This window comes from Nocardia sp. CS682 (genome assembly GCF_004634405.1).
In the GTDB taxonomy this organism is placed as follows: Bacteria; Actinomycetota; Actinomycetes; order Mycobacteriales; family Mycobacteriaceae; genus Nocardia; species Nocardia ninae.
The window spans coordinates 7,680,229-7,701,699 of the sequence record NZ_CP029710.1 but is presented as its reverse complement, the minus strand read 5'-3'; the positions used below and the strand labels follow the sequence as shown (position 1 = coordinate 7,701,699).

General features: G+C 66.9%; 20 protein-coding genes. 12 read left to right on the top strand and 8 right to left on the bottom strand.

Annotated elements, in window-relative coordinates; translation table 11 throughout:
* Positions 1-7 precede the first annotated feature (7 nt).
* On the top strand, positions 8-1,117 hold the full coding sequence (locus tag DMB37_RS34905) for a serine hydrolase (protein WP_135236332.1): 1,110 nt from the start codon (positions 8-10) through the stop codon (positions 1,115-1,117).
* Here the strand turns inward: DMB37_RS34905 and DMB37_RS34900 are convergent.
* Complete coding sequence (locus tag DMB37_RS34900) at positions 1,101-4,190, bottom strand: BTAD domain-containing putative transcriptional regulator (protein WP_240771792.1); 3,090 nt, start codon at positions 4,188-4,190, stop codon at positions 1,101-1,103. The genes DMB37_RS34905 and DMB37_RS34900 overlap by 17 nt on opposite strands.
* A gap of 171 nt (positions 4,191-4,361) precedes the next feature.
* On the opposite strand from DMB37_RS34900, the gene ligA reads away from it, so the two are divergent.
* Entirely contained in the window at positions 4,362-6,353 is a 1,992-nt protein-coding gene (ligA, locus tag DMB37_RS34895) for an NAD-dependent DNA ligase LigA (RefSeq protein WP_135236330.1), read from the top strand.
* A 390-nt stretch (positions 6,354-6,743) separates the two neighbouring features.
* Positions 6,744-8,225, top strand: a complete 1,482-nt coding sequence (locus DMB37_RS34890) for an MFS transporter (protein ID WP_135236329.1) — start codon at positions 6,744-6,746, stop codon at positions 8,223-8,225.
* A 75-nt stretch (positions 8,226-8,300) separates the two neighbouring features.
* On the opposite strand, the gene DMB37_RS34885 is transcribed toward DMB37_RS34890, so the two are convergent.
* From DMB37_RS34885 to DMB37_RS34870, 4 genes are all read right to left on the bottom strand, one after another.
* Positions 8,301-8,597 (bottom strand): DUF6506 family protein, encoded by a 297-nt coding sequence (locus DMB37_RS34885; protein ID WP_135236328.1) that lies wholly within the window; start codon positions 8,595-8,597, stop codon positions 8,301-8,303.
* A gap of 75 nt (positions 8,598-8,672) precedes the next feature.
* Positions 8,673-9,575 carry a LysR family transcriptional regulator gene (locus DMB37_RS34880; protein ID WP_135236327.1) on the bottom strand — a complete coding sequence of 301 codons (903 nt, stop codon included), beginning with the start codon at positions 9,573-9,575 and terminating at the stop codon, positions 8,673-8,675.
* A gap of 62 nt (positions 9,576-9,637) precedes the next feature.
* Entirely contained in the window at positions 9,638-10,078 is a 441-nt protein-coding gene (locus tag DMB37_RS34875) for a TspO/MBR family protein (protein WP_240771791.1), read from the bottom strand.
* Positions 10,079-10,226: 148 nt separating this feature from the next.
* Positions 10,227-12,260: an MMPL family transporter gene (locus DMB37_RS34870; protein ID WP_135236325.1), complete on the bottom strand. Its 2,034-nt coding sequence runs from the start codon at positions 12,258-12,260 to the stop codon at positions 10,227-10,229.
* 140 nt (positions 12,261-12,400) lie between these two features.
* Between DMB37_RS34870 and DMB37_RS34865 the strand changes: the two genes are divergently transcribed.
* A complete protein-coding gene (locus DMB37_RS34865; protein ID WP_135238004.1) occupies positions 12,401-12,910 on the top strand; it encodes a MarR family winged helix-turn-helix transcriptional regulator in 510 nt (169 codons plus the stop codon).
* 23 nt (positions 12,911-12,933) lie between these two features.
* Here DMB37_RS34865 and DMB37_RS34860 read toward each other — a convergent pair whose 3' ends face one another.
* Positions 12,934-14,391 (bottom strand): NAD(P)/FAD-dependent oxidoreductase, encoded by a 1,458-nt coding sequence (locus DMB37_RS34860; RefSeq protein ID WP_135236324.1) that lies wholly within the window; start codon positions 14,389-14,391, stop codon positions 12,934-12,936.
* Between the two features lie 232 nt (positions 14,392-14,623).
* Positions 14,624-15,658: an AraC family transcriptional regulator gene (locus DMB37_RS34855; protein ID WP_135236323.1), complete on the bottom strand. Its 1,035-nt coding sequence runs from the start codon at positions 15,656-15,658 to the stop codon at positions 14,624-14,626.
* 111 nt (positions 15,659-15,769) lie between these two features.
* Between DMB37_RS34855 and thiD the strand changes: the two genes are divergently transcribed.
* A complete protein-coding gene (gene thiD / locus DMB37_RS34850; protein WP_135236322.1) occupies positions 15,770-16,612 on the top strand; it encodes a bifunctional hydroxymethylpyrimidine kinase/phosphomethylpyrimidine kinase in 843 nt (280 codons plus the stop codon).
* 83 nt (positions 16,613-16,695) lie between these two features.
* Here the strand turns inward: thiD and DMB37_RS40810 are convergent, their stop codons facing one another.
* Positions 16,696-17,070, bottom strand: coding sequence for a DUF1801 domain-containing protein (locus DMB37_RS40810; protein ID WP_167769026.1), 375 nt, complete (start codon positions 17,068-17,070; stop codon positions 16,696-16,698).
* A 115-nt stretch (positions 17,071-17,185) separates the two neighbouring features.
* On the opposite strand from DMB37_RS40810, the gene DMB37_RS34840 reads away from it, so the two are divergent.
* From DMB37_RS34840 to DMB37_RS34810, 7 genes are all read left to right on the top strand, one after another.
* Entirely contained in the window at positions 17,186-17,617 is a 432-nt protein-coding gene (locus tag DMB37_RS34840) for a nitroreductase family deazaflavin-dependent oxidoreductase (RefSeq protein WP_135236320.1), read from the top strand.
* Between the two features lie 43 nt (positions 17,618-17,660).
* Complete coding sequence (locus tag DMB37_RS34835; protein ID WP_135236319.1) at positions 17,661-18,092, top strand: VOC family protein; 432 nt, start codon at positions 17,661-17,663, stop codon at positions 18,090-18,092.
* 67 nt (positions 18,093-18,159) lie between these two features.
* On the top strand, positions 18,160-18,459 hold the full coding sequence (locus tag DMB37_RS34830) for a hypothetical protein (protein WP_135236318.1): 300 nt from the start codon (positions 18,160-18,162) through the stop codon (positions 18,457-18,459).
* 579 nt (positions 18,460-19,038) lie between these two features.
* Positions 19,039-19,791 carry a HEAT repeat domain-containing protein gene (locus DMB37_RS34825; RefSeq protein ID WP_167769025.1) on the top strand — a complete coding sequence of 251 codons (753 nt, stop codon included), beginning with the start codon at positions 19,039-19,041 and terminating at the stop codon, positions 19,789-19,791.
* 114 nt (positions 19,792-19,905) lie between these two features.
* On the top strand, positions 19,906-20,358 hold the full coding sequence (locus DMB37_RS34820; RefSeq protein WP_135236316.1) for a hypothetical protein: 453 nt from the start codon (positions 19,906-19,908) through the stop codon (positions 20,356-20,358).
* A gap of 167 nt (positions 20,359-20,525) precedes the next feature.
* On the top strand, positions 20,526-20,756 hold the full coding sequence (locus tag DMB37_RS34815) for a hypothetical protein (protein WP_135236315.1): 231 nt from the start codon (positions 20,526-20,528) through the stop codon (positions 20,754-20,756).
* A 261-nt stretch (positions 20,757-21,017) separates the two neighbouring features.
* Positions 21,018-21,464, top strand: a complete 447-nt coding sequence (locus DMB37_RS34810; protein WP_135236314.1) for a hypothetical protein — start codon at positions 21,018-21,020, stop codon at positions 21,462-21,464.
* Positions 21,465-21,471: the final 7 nt, after the last annotated feature.

Here is a 21,471-nt window from a genome sequence, read left to right as displayed (position 1 = left end):
CAGAGCAATGAACATCCCAGCCATCGCGCAGGACCGTCCGGAACTCCAGAAGCTCATCCAGCAGATGGTCGACTCCGGTTTCACCGGTGTCGAGTTGCGCGTACACGACGAGCAGGGCGAGTGGCTCGGCAGCGGCGGCGTGCGCGAACTGGGCGGAACCGCGCAGCCGCCGACCAACGGCCACATCCGAATCGGCAGCAACACAAAGACTTTCATCGCGACCCTGGTCCTGCAGTTGGTGGCCGAAGGCAAGATCGACCTCGACACCGTGGCGGTCGACTACCTCCCGGAGTTCGAGCTGGACCCCCGGATCACGGTGCGAATGCTGTTGCAGCACACCAGCGGAGTCTTCAACTTCACCGGCGAGCTACTCGAGGACGGTACGTTCGTGCCGGGCATCGCCTGGTCCGGCAAGGAGTGGGTCGACAACCGTTTCAAGACCTACCGCCCCGAGGAGCTGGTACACCTGGCCTTGTCCAAGCCGGCCCGGTTCGAACCCGGAACGGATTGGAGCTACGCCAACACCAACTACGTGCTGGCCAGGCTCCTGATCGAGCAGGTCACCGGTCGCTCGTACGCCGAGGAAATGCAGCGGCTGATCCTGGGACCGCTCGAGCTGCACGACACCGTCGCGCCGACCACCGAGTCGGAGATCCCCGAGCCACACGCCCACGCCTACTACCGCTACGCGGACGGCGGCGAACAGCAGACGGTCGACGTCACCAGCCAGAACCCGTCCTGGATCTCCAGCGGCGGTGACATGATCTCCACGACCCAGGACTTGCAGACGTTCATCTCCGCCCTGGTGACCGGCGAGCTGCTGCCCGCGCCCCTACTGGCCGAGATGTGCACGCCGCATCCCAAAGTCGGCTACGGCCTTGGCGTGTTCGTGCAGGACACCGGCTGCGGCGGCACCGTGATCACGCACAACGGCGGCATCTCGGGCCACGCCGCGCTCATGTACAGCACGCCCGACGGCAGCAAGACCCTGACCGCCGCGCTGAACTACGTGGACGACCCCGACCTGTCACTGGCCGCGCCGTTCCAGGAAGCGACGAAGCTCCTCGTCCAGGAGGTGTTCTGCGGCGGGCAAACCACTCTCAGCGAGCAAGCGTAGTTGCGACCAGTTCGCGCCAATCGGCTTGTGCCCCATCCTCCGTCGCCTCGGTGAAGCGTGCTTCGCCGAGGCGACGTCGTGCTGTCTGCTCGATCCGGACCGCATCCGGTTGGGAATGATCAGGCAGCCCGCGCACCGCGGCACTCGCGGTGAGCAGTCGCACCGCCTGCTCGTCCTGCTCGTGGCGAAGCGCCAGATCTGCTATCCCAACGAGTATTTGGGCGATGAGCGGGGCGAATCCCGCAGCCGATGCCGCATCGAAGGCCGCCGCGTGCAGCTCGCGGGCGTCATCGAGATCGTCAGCGAGGAAGCCGCGCATATTGTGGATCAACGCGCTGATATACCCCTGCTCCGCATCGCTGCCCAATAACGTTGTCGCGGCGTCGATTTGCCGGTACGCCTCGACCCTGTCGCCACGCCAACGAGCCAACTCCGCTCGCGCCAAGGCGAGTTCGGCCAGTGCGTTCGGCCAAGCGGACTGATCCGCGAACCGCTGCGCCTCGGCCATCGCGGTCGCGCTCGCCGCCGCATCCCCCAGCAGCCAGTAGAGCTGAGCTTGCCGCGCCCGCATCAGCAGCACGTCCTCGATCGCCCCGACCTCGGTGACGACCGCGATCGCCTGGTCGAGATGCGCACACGCACCGGCGAATTCGCCGCGCATGGCGATCCGATTCGCCAGCTCGGTCAGCGCGAACGACATGCCCCAGCGCTCACCGATGGCTCGGAACTCGGCTAGGGCGGTCTCGAGATAGACGTCCGCCTCCCGCCCCGGCTGGCCGAGCACGATCCGCATCTTGCCCAGTTGCAGCCGGGCCAGCGCCCGCACCCAGGGATCGTCATCGGTGAGCAGCGGTTCGAACGCGGGCAGCAGCGAATCCGGTCCTTGCAGCATGTGTTCCAGCGCGTCCACGAACCGCAGCAACGGGTTGCGGGCCTGACTGTTCCGACTGAATCGGTAGGCCTTGTGGATCCATTCCTCCACCTGGCTATCGTCGCTCGGCCCAGAGCTCATGAAATGCACGACCAGCGCGTACACCATCGCCCGGGTCGCGTCGTCCACCTCGCCCGGTAGGTCGGCGGCGGCGGTGATCAGCTCCATGCCCTCGGCCTTGTGCCCGCTGAGCCACCAGTACCAGCCTGCCGCCGCCGCGAGCCGCATCGCCCCGGCCGCGTCGCCGGCCGCGAGCGCACCCCGCATCGCGACAGCGAGGTTGTGGTGCTCGACCTCGAGCGTGGCGAGCCACGTCAACTGCTCGGCGCGGCGCAGATGCGACTCGGCGGTGTCGGCGAGCCCGGTGAAGTACGCGAGATGCGCCTGGCGCGCCGCGTCCGCCTCCCCCGACTCCACGAGCCGGTCCGCGGCGTACTGCTTGATCGTGTCGAGCATCCGATAGCGCGGACCGCTGTCCCCGGCGACGACCAGCAGCGATTTCTCGATCAGCGCGGTGAGCAGATCGAGCACCTCCCACCGCTCGACCGCCTCGTCGCCCGCGCAAACCTGTTCGGCCGCTTCCAGACTCGCGCCGCCGGCGAACACCGCGAGCCTGCGCAACACCAACCGTTCGGCGTCGGTGAGCAGCTCCCAGCTCCAGTCGACCACCGCACGCAACGTCCGATGGTGCGGCAGCGCAGTACGGCTACCGCCGGTCAGCAGGCGGAACCGATCATCGAGGCGGTTGGCGAGCTGATCGAGGGACATGGTGCGCAACCGTGCTGCGGCCAACTCGATCGCCAGGGGAATTCCATCCAGCGCGCGGCAGACGCGCGCCATGGTCGCCAATGCGTTCGCGTCGGCCGCGAGGTCTGTCCGCACCGCGCCGGCCCGGTCGCGCAGCAGCTGAACCGCCGGGGAGGACTCGATCGCACCGGGATCCGCGTCCTCGGCGGGCAGCGCCAGCGGCACGACCTGCCAGAGCGCCTCACCCGTGATGCCGAGCGGTTCCCTGCTCGTTGCCAGAATGCGCAACCGGCGACACTCGCCGAGCATCCGGTGGGCGAACGCCGCCGCGGACTCGATCAGGTGCTCACAGTTGTCCAGGATCAACAGCGTTTCGCGCTCGCGGATCGCGGCGATCAGCCGGTCTATCGGTTCCGCGTCCGGTGCGCCGCCGAGCAGCGCGTCGCGGAGCCCGAGCGCGGCGAGCGCCGATTGCGCCACGTCACCGTTCGCGCCGACGGACGCCAGTTCCACCAGCCAGGCGCCTTCCGGCAGATCGTCGAGCAGGGTCCGCGCGGTTTCCACAGCCAGCCGGGTTTTTCCGGAGCCGCCGGGCCCGGTCAGCGTGGTGAGCCGGTGCTGCGCGACGAGTTCGCGCACCGCGGCGACGTCGCCGTATTTGCCGACGAAGGTGGTCAACTCGGCCCGCAGGTTCGTCTTGCGATCGTGGTCCTGTGCACCGAACTCGCCGCGCAACAGCGCGACGTGCAGTGCGGCCAGCTCCGCCGACGGGTCGACGCCCAGTTCGTCGGCGAGGGTTTCCCGTGCCCGCTGGTACACGCCGAGAGCCTCATTGCTGCGACCTGCGGCACCAAGAGCCCGCATCAACGCGGCGACGAGCCTTTCTCGCACCGGATACCGGGCGACCAGTTCGGTGAGCTCGGTGATCAGTTCGGTACCCCGTCCGAGCCGGATCTCCGCTTCGTAGCAGTCCTCCAGCGCGGCGAGGCGCAGCCCTTCCAGGCGCGTCACCACCGCGTCGGCCGCGCCGCTGTCCTGCACGCCGACGTCCTGCATCGGCGCACCACGCCACAGCCCGAAAGCCTCCCGCAACAGCTTGGCCTGGTGCGCGTCCTCCGCGCCGCGCGCCTGGTCGAGCAGCTGTTCGAACCGGATCGCGTCGACAGCGCGCGGCTCCACCGCCAATCGGTAACCGCCCGGCTGCCCGTCCAGCGCCCCCTCCGGCAGCACCCGCCGCAGCCGGGACACCAACGCCTGCAAGGAATTCGCCGCGTCGGCGGGCAGCTGCTCGCCCCAAATCCAATCGACCAGGGTCGATTTCGGAACCACGCGCCCGGGTTCGAGCGCGAGGGCAACCATCAGCGTCCGCAATCGAGCACCTGGTATCTCGATCAATCCGCCATCTTCTTCTCGGATCTCGAGCGGTCCAAGCATCCCGATCTGCACCGCACCATTCTGCCGTGGGCGGTGCCGGCCCTGCGTCCTCGACCCTGCCCAACCCGGATCGAGCGCGCCGAGTGGCGTCGTTCGCGCGGTTGTCGGTAGGTATCGGTAGCGTCAGGGACTGTGGAAATCGGTGAACGTATCCAAGAGCTCGCGGATCGCATTGTGGCGCTGCGCGATGCCTATTACCAGGGGTCGCCGCTGGTCGCGGACGCCGAGTACGACGTGATTGAGGACGAGCTACGCGGCCTGATCGAGGCGCACCCCGAGCTCACGCCGGACCCGAATCCGCTGGAGCAGGTCGGCGCGCCCGCGGTGCTGCACGCCCCGATCCGGCATTCGCGTCCGATGCTGTCACTCGAGAAGGCGACCAAGCCCGAACAGGTGGCGGCGTTCTTCGACCGCTTCCCCGGTCAGTCGGTGGTGGTGATGCCGAAGCTCGACGGATTGTCGCTGGCCCTGGTCTTCGAGGACGGGCGGCTGGCGCGGGCGGTGACCCGCGGCGACGGCACCACCGGTGACGACGTGACCATGCTGGTCCGTGCGCTGGTCGACGGTATTCCGGAGCACATCGACGCCTCGGGTCGAGTGGAAGTCCGTGGCGAGGCGGTGATGCTGCGTTCGACCTTCGTCGCCTACAACACCGCGCATCCGGACAAGCCGCTGATCAACCCACGCAACGCCGCGGCGGGCACGCTGCGCGCGAAGGACCCGGCCACGGTCGCCGAACGCCGCCTGCGGTTCTTCGGCTTCGACTTGGATACCTCCGACGGCGGCGCTGCGGTCGACCTCGAGGAGGGGTTACGCGCGCTGGGCATCGCCGGCGCGCAGATGCGGCACTGTGCCGACGCCGAGCAGGCGCAGGCGGCGATCACCGCGATCGAGCAGGGCCGCAACGAGCTGGACTACGACCTCGACGGCGCGGTACTGCGACTGGCCGACCGAGCGGCTTACGCGGCGGCCGGAACTCGGTCGAACTCCCCGCGTGGCGCGCTCGCGTTCAAGTTCGCCGCCGAGGAGAAGACCACGCTGCTGCGCGAGGTGATCTGGGACGTCGGCAAGACCGGCAAGATCGTCCCGGTCGCGTGGCTGGAGCCGGTGTTCGTCGGCGGCACGACGGTCACGAAGGCCACGCTGGCCAACCAGGAGGTCATCCGCGCCCGCGACATCAAGGTCGGTGACACGGTGTTGGTGCGCCGCGCCGGCGACGTGATCCCGTTCGTGGCGGGCGTGCTCGACGCTGCCAAACGCACCGGCGAGGAGCAGGAGATCGTGCCGCCCACGGTCTGCCCCTCCTGCGAGCAGCCGGTGACCGAGCAAGGCAACAGCCGGGAGCTGTTCTGCACCAACGTCTCCTGTCCCGCGCAGACGGTGCGCAGGTTGATCCATTGGGCCTCGCGGGCGGCGGCCGACATCGACGCCATCGGGCAGAAGTGGATCGAACGCCTCGCCGAGGCGGGCATCCTGGAGAGTCCCGCTGACTTTTACACGCTGACCAAGGAGCGTCTGCTCGAGTTCGACCGCATCGGCGAGGTCTCGGCCGCGCGCATGATCGAATCGATCGATGCCAGCCGCCGAGTCGGCCTGCGCCGCGCGCTGATCGGCCTGGCGATCCCGATGGCCTCCGACGGCACTGCCGCGCGCCTGGCCCGCGCGGGCTTCGGCTCCCTCGAGGAGGTCGCCGACGCGGGCGAGGAACGGCTCGTCGCGGTGGAGGACATCGGACCGAAGGTCGCCGCCTCCCTGGTCGTGCACCTCACCCGGCTGCGCCCGGAACTGGAGCGGCTCCGACAGGCGGGCGTATCACTGGACGTGCGCGAGGAGGACCTGCCACCGGTCATCGCGGCCGGCGCGCCGCTGGCCGGCAAGACGGTGGTGATCACCGGTGCGATCAGCGACCCGCGGTCCGGCGAAAAGGTCGCTCGCCCAACGTTTCAGCGCCTGTGTGAGAAGGCGGGAGCGACGGCGGCGTCCTCGGTATCGGCGAGCACCGACATGCTGATCACCGGTGCGGGAGTCGGCGAGAGCAAGCTGACCAAGGCGGAGAAGCTCGGTGTCGAGGTCGTCGACCAGGGTGAGATCTGGAGCCTGCTGATCGCCGCCAAGGTCGTCTAGATCCCGGTCAACCGTTCAGGGCGGCAGTGCCGTTCCCTGGTTGAACCAGGTGGTGGCGGACACCACTATGACGTGCGTAGGGACCGAGGGCTGTCGTATTGTGGATGAGATCCTGTCCCGAAGATCCCTTCGACGGCAGCTCAGACTTTCTGTTCCTTCTGTAGAGGATTCGAGGTGGTGACTTATATCCCAGGCCATGTAGTCGTCCGCATTTCCCCCACGTTCTGATTCTTCGAACGTACAAAGGGGCGGACGTCGCACTGGCCTGAGTTGTGTCACCCATCCCCCAGAAGACCCGGGTGCAGCTCTGCCGACTGCCCCGGGTTTCGTGTTGTACGGCCTTGGTGTGGTCACGGCGAGCTCCCCTATTCCTGGACCAGGAGTCCTGCCATGAATTCCAATGCGCTCGACAAGGAACCCGAGCACACCCCGTTGCCCGCAACCCATGCCGCATCCGGCACGGCGTCGAAGATGACGACGGCGGCCAGGATCGCTCTCGCGGTCTTGCTGACCGGCGAACTCATGAACATCCTGGACGATTCGATCGTCCTGACGGCGGTGCCTACGCTCCAGCAGTCACTCGGCACCGGGCCGGCCGTGGTGCAGTGGCTGACCGCGGGCTACGCGCTGACCTTCGCGCTCGGACTGATCACCGGTGGCAGGCTCGGCGACATCTACGGCCGCCGCAAGGTCTTCCTCCTTGGCACCGTCGGGTTCACCCTGGCCTCGCTGCTGTGCGGCATCGCGGTCGACCCTGGCATGCTGATCGCCGCCCGCGTGCTCCAAGGCGGGGCCGCCGCGGTGATGATCCCGCAGGTCCTGGCCACCCTGCACGTCACCTTCGACGGCGAAACCCGCAGCAGGGCCTTCGGCCTCTACGGAGCCATCCTGGCGATGGGCAACGTCGCGGGTCCGGTGCTCGGCGGCGTGCTCACCGAGGCAGACCTGTTCGGGTTGTCCTGGCGGCCGATCTTCTTGATCAACGTGCCGATCGGACTCGCCGTGATCATCCTTGGACGCAAGTTCATCGCCGAGTCGACCGAGGCGGCGGCCGACCGTCTCGACCTGCTCGGCGTGCTGCTGTCCGCGATCGCGATGGTGCTGATCGTCTTCCCGCTCACCGAGGGCCACGCCCACGGCTGGCCGCTGTGGTGCTTCGCCATGCTCGTTGGCGGTCTGCTCGTGCTCGGCGTCTTCCTTCGCCACCAACAACGCCGTAAGAACGATGCTCCGCTGGTGGCCCTGTCGCTGTTCAAGAGCAAACAGTTCTCCGGCGGTCTGTCCACGCAGCTGACACTGGCCGTGCTGTGTGGGCTGTTCTTCGTGACCTGGAGCCTGTACCTCCAGCATGGCCTCGGCATGAGCCCGCTGATGGCAGCGCTGGCCTTCGTGACGCTCGCCCTCGGCGAGTTGGCCGGTGCGATGACCGCGACGAAGACCGCTGGACGCTTCGCGCGTCGCCTGCCGCAAACCGGCGCTCTGGTCGCCCTCGCCGCGATCGTGGCTTACGCGCTGCAGCTGAACAGCGGGCAGGCCGAGGTAACCCTGCTCGCGATGACGGTGCCCGTTCTGCTGCTGGGGTTCGGCCTCGGCATGATCGGCGGACCGATCGCCGACCTGACGCTGGCGAAGGTTCCGCGCGAAAGCGCCGGTTCGGCCTCCGGCCTGTTCAACACCGCGCTTCAGCTGGGCTATGCCTTCGGTATCGCACTGACCGGCCCGGTGTTCTTCGCCGCCACCGGCGAAGCACCTGACAGCGCGGTCAACCGCGGCGCGTTCACCGGCGTGCTGTGGTGGGTCGGCGGCGCCTTGGCAGTGATGTGGGCCGTGATGTTCTTCCTGCCGAAGCAGCCGAACAGCCAGGCCGACTGAATCAATTTCGCGGTGGCGGCACCCGACCCGGTGCCGCCACCTTCCTGAATGCGCTGAGCGAGTCTCGGCAGCGGGTCACGCGAAGATCGCGTGTACCTGATCGATGGCCTCGGTTCCGTAGGCGACCGAACCCACCGGAACCGCGCCCTGCACAGCCTCGATCACCCGCGCGGTCCATACCGGCCCGAACCCACCACACAATTCGATCAGCTGAGCACCACCGGCGACGAGGCGGCGCGCCACGGCCACAGCCTGCTCCGGATGATCCACGCCGACGAAAACCGAACGGCAGCTGGGTGTTTCGACGACCGTCTCCCGGTCCGGGTCACTGCCGCTCGCGGTGTAGATGAATCCCCATGCGGTGAGCGCCATTCGCCAACCTCTCCTCAGCCGATTTCGGCCGCACCGATGACTCGATGTGGCCCTATCCGCTTCCAGCAGAACCGATCACCGGCGACCCTGTCCACGAGGCAGCACCGCATGCGTGTGCGGCGTTGCCGTAGCCACCAGGTCAGCGGCGATCGAACGGTATCGAGCGGCAGCGGAATCGGCGGCATTCCATACCAGGGCATACCGGATCCGTGGAGCGTCGGCGGCGAACGGCAACCAAACCAACCCGTCATCCGGCCGCACATCCCAGGCCGGTCGTAGCGCGACGATATCCCCGCCGTGTGCGAGTTCGGCACCGAAAAGTACCCTGCGCGGCGCACTTTCCCGCACAGTCACTGGATGCCAACCCGCCCGAAGCCACGTCTCGCGAATCGCGTCGTAGTAGCCCGGCGCCCACGAACGCGCGAACCACGACAAGGAGCAGCCGTCGAGATCGTCCCACCGCACCACCTTTCGGTCGGCCAGCCGATGGTCCCGCGCCACCACGACGCCCAGTTCGGTGTCCTCGATCGTGACCGCCTGCAAACCCGGCAAGTCGGCAGGCAACAGCAACACACCGGCATCGAGCGCACCGTCGCGCAGCCGAGTCAGCTGCTCGGCGGTCTGCATGTCCGCGACCTCGGGCACCAATTCACCGGCCGCACGCCACAATGCCGACGCACACCACGGTGGCGCGCCGGGTGTCACGGCCAGCCGCAATCCCGAACGCTGCTGGATCGACTCCCGCGCCCGTCGCGCCGACTCCACCACCGTCCGGGCATGCCCCACCAGCCGCGCACCGGCCTGCGTCGGCGTCATCCCCGCCGAACTACGCACGAACAACGCCGCACCGAGCTCCCGTTCGAGCGCGATGATCTGCTGACTCAACGACGTCGGCCGGATCCCCACTGCCTCCGCGGCGCGCGTGAGATTCCGTTCCTCGGCGACGGCGAGGAAGTACCGCAACTGTCGCAGTTCCATCCGCCAACGCTAGCGAATCGCACCTCGAAGCCTGTGCGGCCCCGATGAGCGGGGACCCGAGGTCAGTTGTTCAATTGCCAGACACTGAAGTTCAACGCCGCCGCGAAGGTGGTCCACATCAAATAGGGCACCAGCAGGGCGGCGGCAAACCTGCTGTGCCGCCGGAAGATCGCCATGGTCGCGATGATGGCGACGAGCAGCACCAGGATCTCCGCCAATGCGAGGCCGCGCAGATCCGCCCCGAAGAACAACGGCGTCCACAGCGCGTTGAGCACCAGCTGGCCGACGAACATGGCCAGCGCCCACCGAACTCGCTGCCACGGCTCGCCCCGCCAGATCCACCACGCCGACAACGCCATCAACGCGTACAGCAAGGTCCACACCGGCCCGAACACCCACGAGGGTGGGGCCCATCCCGGCTGGTCCAACTGGTTGTACTGCTCGGCCGACGACTGGGCCGCCAGGTTCCCGGTGGCCGCTGCGGCCACGACGAGCAGTAGCACTACCGCTCCCCCGCCGACTTGCACACCGGTACCGTACGGCGAAGACGTGAATCGGCTGCCGGTCGAATCTGCTCGACCCGTCGTGCTTTTCATCATCACTCCGTCCTGTCACCGTCGTTCGTGTCGACGCGGCAACCACTCGCCGTTGTCATCGGGTATGGACTGATTCCCGATCCGCCGGACGCTCTCGAACTTCGGATACTCCTGGCTCATCGACTCCGGCCAACGGGCTCGGCCACCAGATCCGCGGGCCGACCAACCGGAACATCGCCGGAATGATCACTGTGCGCACCACCAGCGTGTCGAGCATGATGCCGAGGCCGACCACGATGCCGAGCTGGGTCAAGGTGATCAGCGGCAGCACCCCGAGCACGCAGAACACCGCGGCGAGCACCACTCCGGCGCTGGTGATCACGGCGCCGGTCGAGGACACCGCGCGGACGATGCCCCGCGTGACGCCGTGCCCCGGCGTCTCCTCCTTGGCTCGGGTCACCAGGAAGATCGTGTAGTCGACGCCCAGTGCGACCAGGAAAAGAAAAGCGAACAGCGGCACATTCGTATCGATCGCGGGAAAGCCGAACACGTGCACGCTCATCCAACTGCCCAGGCCGAGCGCGGCCAGCGCACTCGCCACCGTCACACCGACCAGGAGCAGCGCCGCGGGTACCGCACGTAGTAGCGCGAGCAGGATCAAGCACACGACGAGAAGAACAAGCGGAATGATCACCAGCCGGTCCCGGCTCGCGGCGTTTCGGATATCCAACGCCTCTGCGTCGCCGCCGCCGACCAGCGCATCCGCGCCGACCACTCGACCCAAATCCGACCGTATCGCCTCGATCACGGCGAACGCACGGTCGGATCCGGGCTCGGCATCGAGAACCACCGCCCACCGTGTCACGCCAGCGGGCGAGGTGCCGGTGCCGGTCGCCCGCACCACGCCGGGCCGGGCTGTGAGCGCTTCTTCGACGCGCGGGGCGAGCGCCGTCGCGGCAACCACCACGGTTGGGTCGGCCGCGCCGGACGGGAAATGTGCTGCGAGCGTATCGAATCCGGCTACCGACTCGGCCCGTACCCGAAACTGTTCGGTCTGCGACAAACCGATGTCTACCGTCCACAGCCCGGCCGCGCAGACCCCGAGCAGCGCGGACGCGGCCACCGTCACGCGCACCGGCCTGCCGACCACCCAGGTGGCGATGGTGTGCCAGATCCCCTGCTCGGCGGCGTCCCGACCATCCGGACGAGGCACGAAGGGCCAGAACACATTTCGCCCACCCAGCGCCAAAGCCGCAGGCAGGCCGACCAGCACGAACAACAATGCCACCAGCAGCCCGGCCGCGGCCAGGGCGCCGAGGCTTCTAGTGCTCGGGACCGACCCCAGCAACAACACCAGCAGTGCCATGACCACAGTCAGATTGCTCGCCAGAATCGCCGGTCCGGCGCGACCTACCGCGCGGCGCAATGCCAGCCGATGGTCCTGCTCGTGATGCAGTTCGTCGCGGTATCGGGAGACGAGCAGCAGTGCGTAATTGGTGCCCGCACCGAATACCAGCACGCTGGTGATGCCTGCGGTGGAGCCGTCGAAAGTCAGTCCGGTCAGCCGGGCCACTCCGGTGCCGGCACCGGTGGCCGCTCGATCCGCCGCACCGATGATCAGCAGCGGTACCAGCCACAGCACCGGCGATCGATAGGTCAGTATCAGCAACAACGCGACGACCACGGCGGTGACCGCCAGCAGGGTCGTGTTCGCACCGGAGAACGAATCGGAGATGTCCGCCGCGAAGGCGGGACCGCCGGTGACTTGCAGCACCAGCTCTCCAGGAAGGCCATCGGCGGCAGCCTGCCGCAACCGGTCGATCTCCTCGGTCAGCGCGGTTCCGCTCAGGTCCGTGGACACCGGGACCTGGGCAAGCACCGCCGCCCCGTCGGGTGCCCTCGCGAGACTCGGCTCGGATCCCGCCGCACGCGTGACCGCCGCGGCCGCCGCGGCACGGTCGGGTTCACCGAGGACCGCACCGTCGGCGCGACTGACCACCACGATCACCGGGGCCACCCGCGAGTCGGGGAACTGCGCCAACACCTGCTCGATGCGGGCCGATTCCGCAGTGTCCGGCAGCGACCTCGGTGATTCTCCCGACGCGTCGTTCCCACCGACGCCTGCGATCAACAGCCCGGCAACAGCCATGAGAACCACCAGCAGAACCCACGACCATCGAGCGGTGACCACAGCTGCATACCGATCCCAGATGCTCACTCGAAGAACTATCTCAGATTCTTAACTATTAAACAAGTGAGAGAGTTCTGGAGGTTAAGCTGACCTGCGTGATCGAAGGCGACAGCACAGCAGAACGCGCAGCTCCAGCGGACGAGCGCGCGCGGCTGGAGACCGAGATCGGTGCCGACCTGCGCGCACTGACCGCCATCTCCGAGCAGCTCGGTCATGTCTTCGCCCGGTCGAACAACCTGCGGCCCAACGATTTCCGTGCGCTACTGCACGTCGCGACCGCCGAATTCGCGGGCCGCCCGCTCAGCCCGGGTCAGCTGGGCAAGTTGATGGGGATGTCCTCGGCCGCGGTTACCTACCTGGTCGAGCGGATGATCGAATCCGGCCATCTTCGTCGCGGCACCGACGAAGGTGACCGGCGCCGGGTGATCCTGTATCACGACGAACCGGGCCGGGCGGCCGCCGAAAACTTCTTCATCCCACTCGGTCAACGCACCCGCGCGGCCATGGCGGAGTTCCCCGACGCCGACCTGCTCGCCGCGCATCGCGTGCTGACCGCAGTGGTCGACGCACTGCGCGAACACTTCGACGCCGTCACGCAACCCGAGTAGCTCGATTCGGCCGGCCTGCAACGCTATCCAGCCGCCTGCTCGTAGTCGGCGAGAACCAACTCGCGCGTCGCCTTGGCATATGCGACATGCGAACCGGGCCACACGGCGAAAACCTTGCCGGAGTCGGTGTGGTACCACCCCGGGCACCCGGAGGTGAATACCGTTGCGTGCGCACGCTTCTGGAGCTTCTCGTTGAACCGCTCCTGCACCTCGGGTCGCACGTCCAACCATCCGCCGGCGCGCTCGAGATGTTGCAGCGCCAACCGGATGTAGCGGGCCTGCTTCTCCAGCAGGAAGGTGATGGTGTTGGTGAGCGAGCCGGTGTTGGGCCCGTACATCATGAACAGGTTCGGGTAGCCGGCCGCGCATATGCCGAGATAGGCCTGCGGTCCGTCCTTCCATTCGGTGTGCAGCGCCCGGCCGTCGCGCCCGGTGATCTCGATCGGCGCCAGATACTCGTTCGGCGTGAAGCCGGTGCACCAGACGATGACGTCCACATCGATCTCGGTGCCGTCGGTCAAGACGAGTCCACCCGGACCTACCTGCTGGACGCCCTCCGCGTACACGCCGACATGCGAACGATCCAGCGCCGGATACCAATCATTGGACAGCAGAACGCGATTGCAGCCGACCTTGTAGTGCGGCGTAACCATCTTGCGCAGCAGCGGATCTCGGATCTCCCGGCGGATCTTGGCCCGCAACAGCGCATGGTAGATGTGGCGCAGCGGGTCGGCGCGGTTGAAGATCATCGGGACTCGCAGTTCGTACCACAGCCATTCGGCATTGTGCTGCAGGCGGGCCAGGCCGGGGATCCGGTGCACCAGCCGATGCATCAGTCCGTCACCGCGATGGTTGTACTTGTTGCCGACCCAGTACGGCGACCGCTGCACCACATGCAGTTCGGCCACCTCGTCGACGATCGCGGGCACCAGTTGCACGGCACTGGCGCCACTACCGACCACGGCGACCCGCTTGCCGCTCAGCTGTACCGAATGATCCCACTCGGCCGAATGGAACTGGTTGCCCGCGAAGGTGTCCAGCCCCGGCAGCTCCGGAATCTTCGGCCTGGACAGTTGGCCGGTGGCACAGATCAGCGCGTCGAATTCCTGACTGTCGCCGTCGGCGAACGTCAGCCGCCAACGCCCGTCCACGAACGCCGCCGCCGTGACCTCGGTATCGAAGCTGATCTTGGGCGTGACCCCGTACTTGTCCGCGCAGCGCTGCAGGTATCGGTGAATCTCGGGCTGCGAGCCGTAGCGCGCCGACCATTCGGTCTCGAGCTCATAGGAGAAACAGTAGGCCGGAGACGGCACGTCGCAGGCCGCGCCCGGATAGGTGTTGGCTCGCCACACCCCGCCCGCCGAGTCGCCCCGCTCGAAGACGCGATAGCTGTGAATGCCATTGCGGCCCAGCTCGATAGCGGCGGCAAGCCCGCCGAAGCCCGCGCCGATAATGGCTACCGTCGGTGTTGATCCGGTCATGTTCGCAACGATAGGAACGCGACCGCACACGCCCCAGGTCCGTGGCGGACAAGGTTGTTGTCCGTTTCGGACATTCAGCGTTCGATCCGATCAGCAGGCAGGCGTCGGGCTCGCCTTCAGTCAGCCTGGCAGCGTCGAGCGCGTCCTCAGTCAACCGGGCAGCGTCTTCAGTCAGCCGGGCAGGCGTCGGCCGCGCCTTCAGTCAGCCGGGCAACGTCGTGCATGTCCTCACTCAACCGGGCAGCCGTCGAGCGCGACCCGGCGTCTGCCCGGTCCACCTGCGGTAAGCCCGGGAGAATCCGGCGGCGTCGTGAAAGCCCAGCCGGGTGGCGACCGCGGCCACGGGCAGCCCGGTGCCGAGCAGCTCTGCCGCGAGCGCCGCGCGCACCTCGTCGGCCAGTTCCCGAAACGAGGTGCCCTCAGCCGCCAGGTTGCGCCGCAGCGTCCGCGGGTCGACGTGCAGCCGGGCAGCGATCAGGTCCATCCCCGGCGCGGAGTCGAGGTCGGCGAGCAACAGCGCGCGCACCCGAGCGGCCAACGCACCACGCCCGCGCCGCAGGTCCAGCAGGCGCAGGCATTCGCGCTCCAACTCGCTGGTGACCAGCGGGTCCGCGTTCGGCAGCGGCAGGTCGAGCACATCGCGATCCAGCACGATGCGATGGTGCCGACAGCCCGACCGCAGCTCGATATCGCCGATCCGCGACCGCACGGCGTCGGCTCGCGCTCCGGTCAATCCGGTTTCGACCCGCACACCGACGCTCGGTCCCAGCGCGATCGGGACCAAATGAGCGATCTTGACCAGCTCACGTTCGACGAAGAACGCGCGGACATCGACGGGGATGTCCGCGTCGTCGCAGACCACCGCGACCTCGCGGTCTGCCTCCACCAGCCGTACCCGCACGAACGCGAAGGACAGTTCGACATAGCGGATGCCGAGCAGGATGGCGTCACGCAGCGTCGGGCTCGACATCATCGCGTAGCCCCAGACGCCGAGGCTGCCGATGGTGTGCCTGCTGCCTGCCTCCGCGCCGAGGCCGGGCCGGTCGCCCAGCTCCCGAATGAGGTTGCGTGCCACCGACAATTCCTGCGCGGCCTGCACCACCGTCGTCGGGTCGGTGAGATCTTCGGATCGAAGCCCGCTGCCGATCAGGCAGGTGGTCGCCGACATCCCGTGCGCCACCCCGACCTCGACGAGCACGCGCACCGCTGCCGACCCACGTGGGTGATCCCAAGTGGGCGCCGCTTTACCGATATCGCCTGCCATCATGACCTGAGCGGACGATACCGGGCGCACCGACCGCCGCGGGACGGCGGGCACGATCACCCGGCAGCGAAGCGCCTTGACTGTGCCGCGGCGCCATGGTGTTGACTGGCGCCCGTGTACTTGCCACTGACACCCGATGGTCAGACCCCGGTCCGCGTGCTCACCATCGGCGGGACCGATTCCGGCGGCAGCGCAGGCGTCCAAGCCGATTCCCGCTCCATGGCCCTGCTGGGCGTACATGCCTGTGTGGCGGTCACCGCGGTCACCGTGCAGAACTCATTGCGCGTCAGTGACATTCACGTGATTCCGCCGCAGACGGTCGCCGACCAGGTGCGAGTTGTGGTGAGCGACATCGGAATCGGTGCCGCCAAGACCGGCATGCTGGCCACCGAGGCCACCATCGAAGCGGTCGCGCAGGTGTGCACCGAGGTGGGCATCGGGCAGGACGGGCCGATCCCGTTGGTGGTCGATCCGGTCTCGGCCTCGATACACGGTGATCCACTATTGCCCGACTCCGCCTTGGATGCATTGCGGCACACGCTCATTCCGCTGGCCACGGTGCTGACCCCCAATCTGGACGAGGTCCGGTTACTCGTCGGCATCGACGTCACCGACGATCGCAGCGCGCGCCGGGCGGCCGAGGCCCTGCACAAGTTCGGCCAGCGCTGGACGATCGTGAAGGGCGGACATCTGCGCTCCTCCGCCTTCAGCAGTGACCTGCTCTACGACGGGGAGCGATTCCACGAGTTGTCCGCGCCTCGCGTCGGCACGGACCACGATCACGGCGCGGGCGACACCTTGGCGACCGCAACCGCCTGCGCTCTCGCACACGGCTACGACGTACCCGCGGCCATCGCGTTTGCGAAGGAATGGACCACCCGCTCCCTGAAGGCGTCCTACCCGCTCGGCGCGGGGCATGGTCCGGTATCGGCGCTGTGGCGGTTACGCGAGCATTGAACGACCGAATCGTCCAAGGCAGCAATGTCTCTGGCGGTTCATTCGCGCTATGCGGTTTCGAGCGGATCTCGGTCGCTGCCGACCTACTCGATCAGGTCGGTCTGGTGGGCGACAGCGCTGCGGATCAGGGCATCGACCGCCGCGGGAGACTCGAGGGCCTGCTCCACCGTGAGCTCACGGACGTAGCGTGCCGACCCGCTCAGAAGCCCGGCGGGGTCGTTCAGTAGTGCGCCCTTGTGAAAGACGAGTCGTACGCCCTTCTTGGCGGCCGCGATCGCGCACAGCCAGTCGTGCCAGCTGTTGTCGATGGTGAAGGTGATGCGACCCCACTTCACAGCCTGCTGAAGGCGCGGGTCCGCAGCACTGACCACTGCTACAAGCGCCTCAGCGCGACCCCGCTGGTTTTCGTCGAGTCCGGCGAGCCATGCCTGGATGCCTGTTGCGTGCTCATCGGTCATGGCAGTTATCTCCTTTCCGATAGCGCCATGGTCTCGCAGGGGTACGACAGGAGCGTGCGTCCTCGTCGTATGTCGGCGCGGGAATAAGGCGGACACAAGTATTGTTGGCCTGGTCATGGCCAACGAATCCGCAGAACTCAGCCCCACCGATTGGGTGCAGGACCAGACGAAGCAGATCCTCGAGACCGGGACCACCGAGGGCATCGATGTGCTCGGGTCGCCGGTGGTGTTGCTGACCCTGCGCGGCGCGAAGACCGGCAAGCTGCGCTATACCCCCGTGATGCGCGTCGAGCACGACGGCAAGTACGCGGTGGTGGCGTCCAAGGGCGGCGCCCCCGAGCACCCCACCTGGTACTACAACATCAAGGCGTACCCGGAGTTCCCGTTGCAAGACGGCACCGTGACGAAGGACTACGTCGCGCGTGAGGTCGAGGGCCCTGAGCGAGCCGAGTGGTGGGAGCGAGCGGTAGCCGCCTACCCGCCCTACGCCGAGTATCAGGAGAAGACCGACCGGCTGATCCCGGTGTTCGTGCTCGAACCGAAGTAGCCGGTACGGCCCTGATCCGCGTCGCGCCGAATAGGGTTGTCGCATGACCGCTCTCGACTCTCCGATTCCGAGATTTCATTTGGCGATGCCGGTCGACGACCTCGACGCCGCGCGCCATTTCTACGGCGCGGTGCTCGGCCTGCCCCAGGGGCGCAGCGCGGAGACCTGGGTGGACTGGAATCTGCACGGCCACCAATTCGTCACCCACCTCGCACCGGACCGCCCGCAGCGGATCCACAACCCGGTCGACGGCCATGACGTACCGGTCCCCCACTTCGGCCTGATCCTGCCGATCCCGCAGTTCCATCAGCTCGCCGAGCGCCTTCGAGCCGCAGGCACCCAGTTCGTGATCGAGCCATACGTGCGGTTCGAAGGACAGCCCGGCGAGCAGTGGACGATGTTCCTGCTCGACCCCGCGGGTAATGCCTTGGAGTTCAAGGCCTTCGCCGACGACTCCCAGGTATTCGCCGGCTGACCCAGCGCACCCGGGTCTCGTCGGCCAGCCTTGCCCAGCAGCGGGCCGTGATCGATAGCGTCCGGGCATGCGGGACGATGGTGGCGTGAACGCTCCTGCGCCCGGGCCTATTTTCGATGTGATCGCCGTGTTGAACGGCATGGTGGATCTGCGGTCCTATCCACGCAGGCACCTCGTGCTGAGCTCCCCGCAGACCGGCGGCTTCCTGCTCGGCTCCGCCGACTACCAGCGCGCGATCTTCGAACCGGTCGTGCACCTGGTCAACGGCATCGAACTGCTCGAATCGCAGGGTTGGGAGCTGGTGAGCGTGGTCGAGAGAAACATCGAAAACGTTTACTACACAATAGCGTTCATGCGCCGCACCTGAATTGGGCGATGCTTCCGCGATCTATGCTCGTCTGGTGATCGGATAAGTTCGCTAGGAAGGCGAGCCGCCGGTCGGCGTCCGCGGCGATGCGGGTGAGCTCGTCGCCAAGGCCTCGAGGACACTCCAGCCAGAGGAACGCCGCAACCGAGCGGGCCACGCTTTCCGCGAAGCCCGCCCGGCGCGGTTGCGGCGAAACCCTAGCGGCGCGAACCCGGGCGACCGGCCTGCGGCCAACTCTGTTGCAGCACGGGCCGGCGCGGGCCGGCACTCGAATTGCGCCGCCGCTCCTTCTGGCCACGCGGATCCATTGCTCGTGCCGCCGCGCCGAGTAACAGCAGTACGAGGAGTGCGGCGCCTACGATGGTTGCCCAGAACAGCATCTGATCTCCGAATTCTTAAGCCTTGGGACGAAGCGGCGCTGCTGCCATCCGCATTCCGATAGTCAACTGGCACAGATGTTTTCATGCGACGCCAAACTCCGCGAGTCGACGGCGAACAACGGGTGAACATTTGGTTGTGGCACAACGAGACCCGCCCGCCACTGGAGGTCCTCACAGCCACCGATCTATGGTTTGCGCTGTGGCCCTGCTAGTACACCTGACACCGGAGAAGAACGCTCGGCGAATCCGCCGAGCGGGCATCACCGCGCCCGGCTTCGAGCGCGGCGTCTTCTGCATGCCGATGCTTGCCTCGTATGTGCTGTCGCATCAATGGTTACGCGAGCTACGGCGCGGCGGTCAGCGGCTGTTCATCGCAGTACATTTCCGGATACCCGACGACGAACCGGTCCTCGTCGGTCACTACTCCGACGCCGGCACGGAAATGACCGCCGCCGAAGCTGTTTCGCTGATCATGCACGCCGAGGACGCCCGCGGCTACCAGGTCGTCGTACCCCGTTCCATCGCCCCCACCGAACTCCACCGGGTCCGGCACGTAGGCCAGGTGACGGGATGGCGCTACCATCCGGACGCCCACGGCCGCCGTCCCTGCGTCTGCCCCGCCTGCCTGGGCCGCGGCGAATTCAAGTCCGCCGACCTGCGCCGCCGGTTCGCCACCGAAGACCCGGAACCAACGAAACCTCAACTGCTGGAACAGTTACGAAACGCGGACAACGAAGACGACCTGATCCTCGCCCTCTACGGTCTCGGCAGTCGCAGCCGCGGCGACGTCAGCGACATCGCTCACCTCATCGACCACGCCAATTCCGAAGTCCGCTACGCCCTCGCGTACGCACTGCACAACTATCGCGGCGCCGAGGCCCGCCGCTTATTGGCCCGCTTGACCACCGATCCCGACCCCGAAGTACGCGACGAGGCAGCGAAGCGACGATAACCATCGGTATCTCTGTTCAACAGGACTCGAGGCCGACCCCGGACCTGCCGGTCGCCTGTATAGTTCGCCTCAACTCCAAACGGGGGAATCCATTGCTAGAGAAAGCAATTCAACATGCATAGATCCAACAGGGCAGCCGCCACCGCCGTGGCGACGCTCAGCGTACTGGCCGCAGCGATCGCGTTCGCCGCACCGCAGGCGGGGGCAACCGTCACGAGCGTCCGCGTCGAGAATGGACAGAGCTTCGGCAGCTCGGCGGACGCCCGCGGCACCGGCTGCTCCTACGCGGTCACCGTGATCACCGACCCCGGCAAGGAGGTGGTCGTGCTCGACCAGATCGGCGACGACCCGAACACCGCGGACTACAAGCAATTCCAGCCGTATGAATTGGTTGCGGATGCGTCCGGAGCCGCGCGCACCACGTGGACCCCCGACCGGAAGGGTCCGCACAAGATCGTCGTCCTCGAACTCGCGGACGGTGACGACTTCGATATCTACCTCCCCCGCAATGCAATGAACGTCGGAACCGGCATCAATCTCGGCCCTGCCTGCGCCGTACTGCCCTGAGTGCTCGCCGCAGACCGGCGTGTCGCCCTCAGCTCCATGCTCGGCGACACCTGGTCTGCGGAGCCACACTGACGACCAGGGTGGCTGTCAGCAGCCTCGAGCCAAGCAGGAGCCGGGGCTGTGACGGACACCGTCGCCTTCGTCTGCAGCTACTCGCGATGTTCACCGTGTTCGTCGCGGGATTGGCCGGCGACCTGGACCGTTATCTGTCCCGCGAAGAGATCGCGCCCAAGCGCGGCGGCATCGCGTTCCGTCAATCCGCGGTGTTGCTCTCCGATGCGGAATTCACCGAGTTCGTCACCGCGCTGGGCGAACTGCTGCCCCGATTCGCCGGCAACGAAGCCACGCCAGACCGGACCAGACGGATCGTATCCACCGTGCTGATGCCTGACGGATGAGTGCAGTCATCGTGGCCGTACCGCACGCACGCTCGTGCCGCTGGGCGCGGTTCGGTTGGGCGACAGGCGATCTCGTGAACGCGCGCACATGCCGATGAGCGCTGGATCAGACGGCCTCTAGAAACGGAAAGTTGGCTCGGACGGCGGACGCATGTACCGAGCGGGCAGGGACGCAAAAGCGCCACACGCGTAGGGGCTGGACAGGATCGGCCGCTCGGGCGCTTGATGGGCCTGGATGACTTTCAGAAAGGGGTCCGGGCTATGGCTGACGTGGCAGATGTTCTGCTCAAGCAGATGGAGTCGGAGCGAGCTCAAGCGATGCATTCCGAGACACAGAGATCTGTGCTCTCCAACATGATTCTCGTGCTGTCAGCCGCCGGTCTAGGCTTCTTGTCGCAACGTGGCCTGCGGCCATCCGCTCTGGTCATAACACTCCCCCTACTCGGCATCGGACTGTATGGCGCACTGGCGACAGCGAAATTCTACGAACGGTTCTTGTTCCACTACCGCCAGGAGTGCGCAATGCGGTCCCGGCTCGATGCGTTGCTTCCTGAGCTTGGTCTAGTAGATACCGTTCGGCAGGTGGAAGCCGACCACGACGATCGCAATCCGATCAGCAGAAAGGTTCGGATCCATGTTCTGTGGGAGTCGCTCCACCTGTCGATAGCGGCGATAGGACTCGCTCTCACCATAGTTTCCGTGCTCTAGATCCTTG

What these genes read in the sequence shown, in the direction of transcription:
- DMB37_RS34905 (WP_135236332.1), top strand. Translation starts at nt 8, where the DNA reads ATGAACATCCCAGCCATCGCGCAGGACCGTCCGGAACTCCAGAAGCTC.
- DMB37_RS34890 (WP_135236329.1), top strand. Translation starts at nt 6,744, where the DNA reads ATGAATTCCAATGCGCTCGACAAGGAACCCGAGCACACCCCGTTGCCC.
- DMB37_RS34885 (WP_135236328.1), bottom strand. Translation starts at nt 8,597, where the DNA reads ATGGCGCTCACCGCATGGGGATTCATCTACACCGCGAGCGGCAGTGAC.
- DMB37_RS34880 (WP_135236327.1), bottom strand. Translation starts at nt 9,575, where the DNA reads ATGGAACTGCGACAGTTGCGGTACTTCCTCGCCGTCGCCGAGGAACGG.
- DMB37_RS34870 (WP_135236325.1), bottom strand. Translation starts at nt 12,260, where the DNA reads ATGGCTGTTGCCGGGCTGTTGATCGCAGGCGTCGGTGGGAACGACGCG.
- DMB37_RS34860 (WP_135236324.1), bottom strand. Translation starts at nt 14,391, where the DNA reads ATGACCGGATCAACACCGACGGTAGCCATTATCGGCGCGGGCTTCGGC.
- DMB37_RS34855 (WP_135236323.1), bottom strand. Translation starts at nt 15,658, where the DNA reads ATGATGGCAGGCGATATCGGTAAAGCGGCGCCCACTTGGGATCACCCA.
- DMB37_RS40810 (WP_167769026.1), bottom strand. Translation starts at nt 17,070, where the DNA reads ATGACCGATGAGCACGCAACAGGCATCCAGGCATGGCTCGCCGGACTC.
- DMB37_RS34840 (WP_135236320.1), top strand. Translation starts at nt 17,186, where the DNA reads ATGGCCAACGAATCCGCAGAACTCAGCCCCACCGATTGGGTGCAGGAC.
- DMB37_RS34835 (WP_135236319.1), top strand. Translation starts at nt 17,661, where the DNA reads ATGACCGCTCTCGACTCTCCGATTCCGAGATTTCATTTGGCGATGCCG.
- DMB37_RS34830 (WP_135236318.1), top strand. Translation starts at nt 18,160, where the DNA reads ATGCGGGACGATGGTGGCGTGAACGCTCCTGCGCCCGGGCCTATTTTC.
- DMB37_RS34820 (WP_135236316.1), top strand. Translation starts at nt 19,906, where the DNA reads ATGCATAGATCCAACAGGGCAGCCGCCACCGCCGTGGCGACGCTCAGC.
- DMB37_RS34810 (WP_135236314.1), top strand. Translation starts at nt 21,018, where the DNA reads ATGGCTGACGTGGCAGATGTTCTGCTCAAGCAGATGGAGTCGGAGCGA.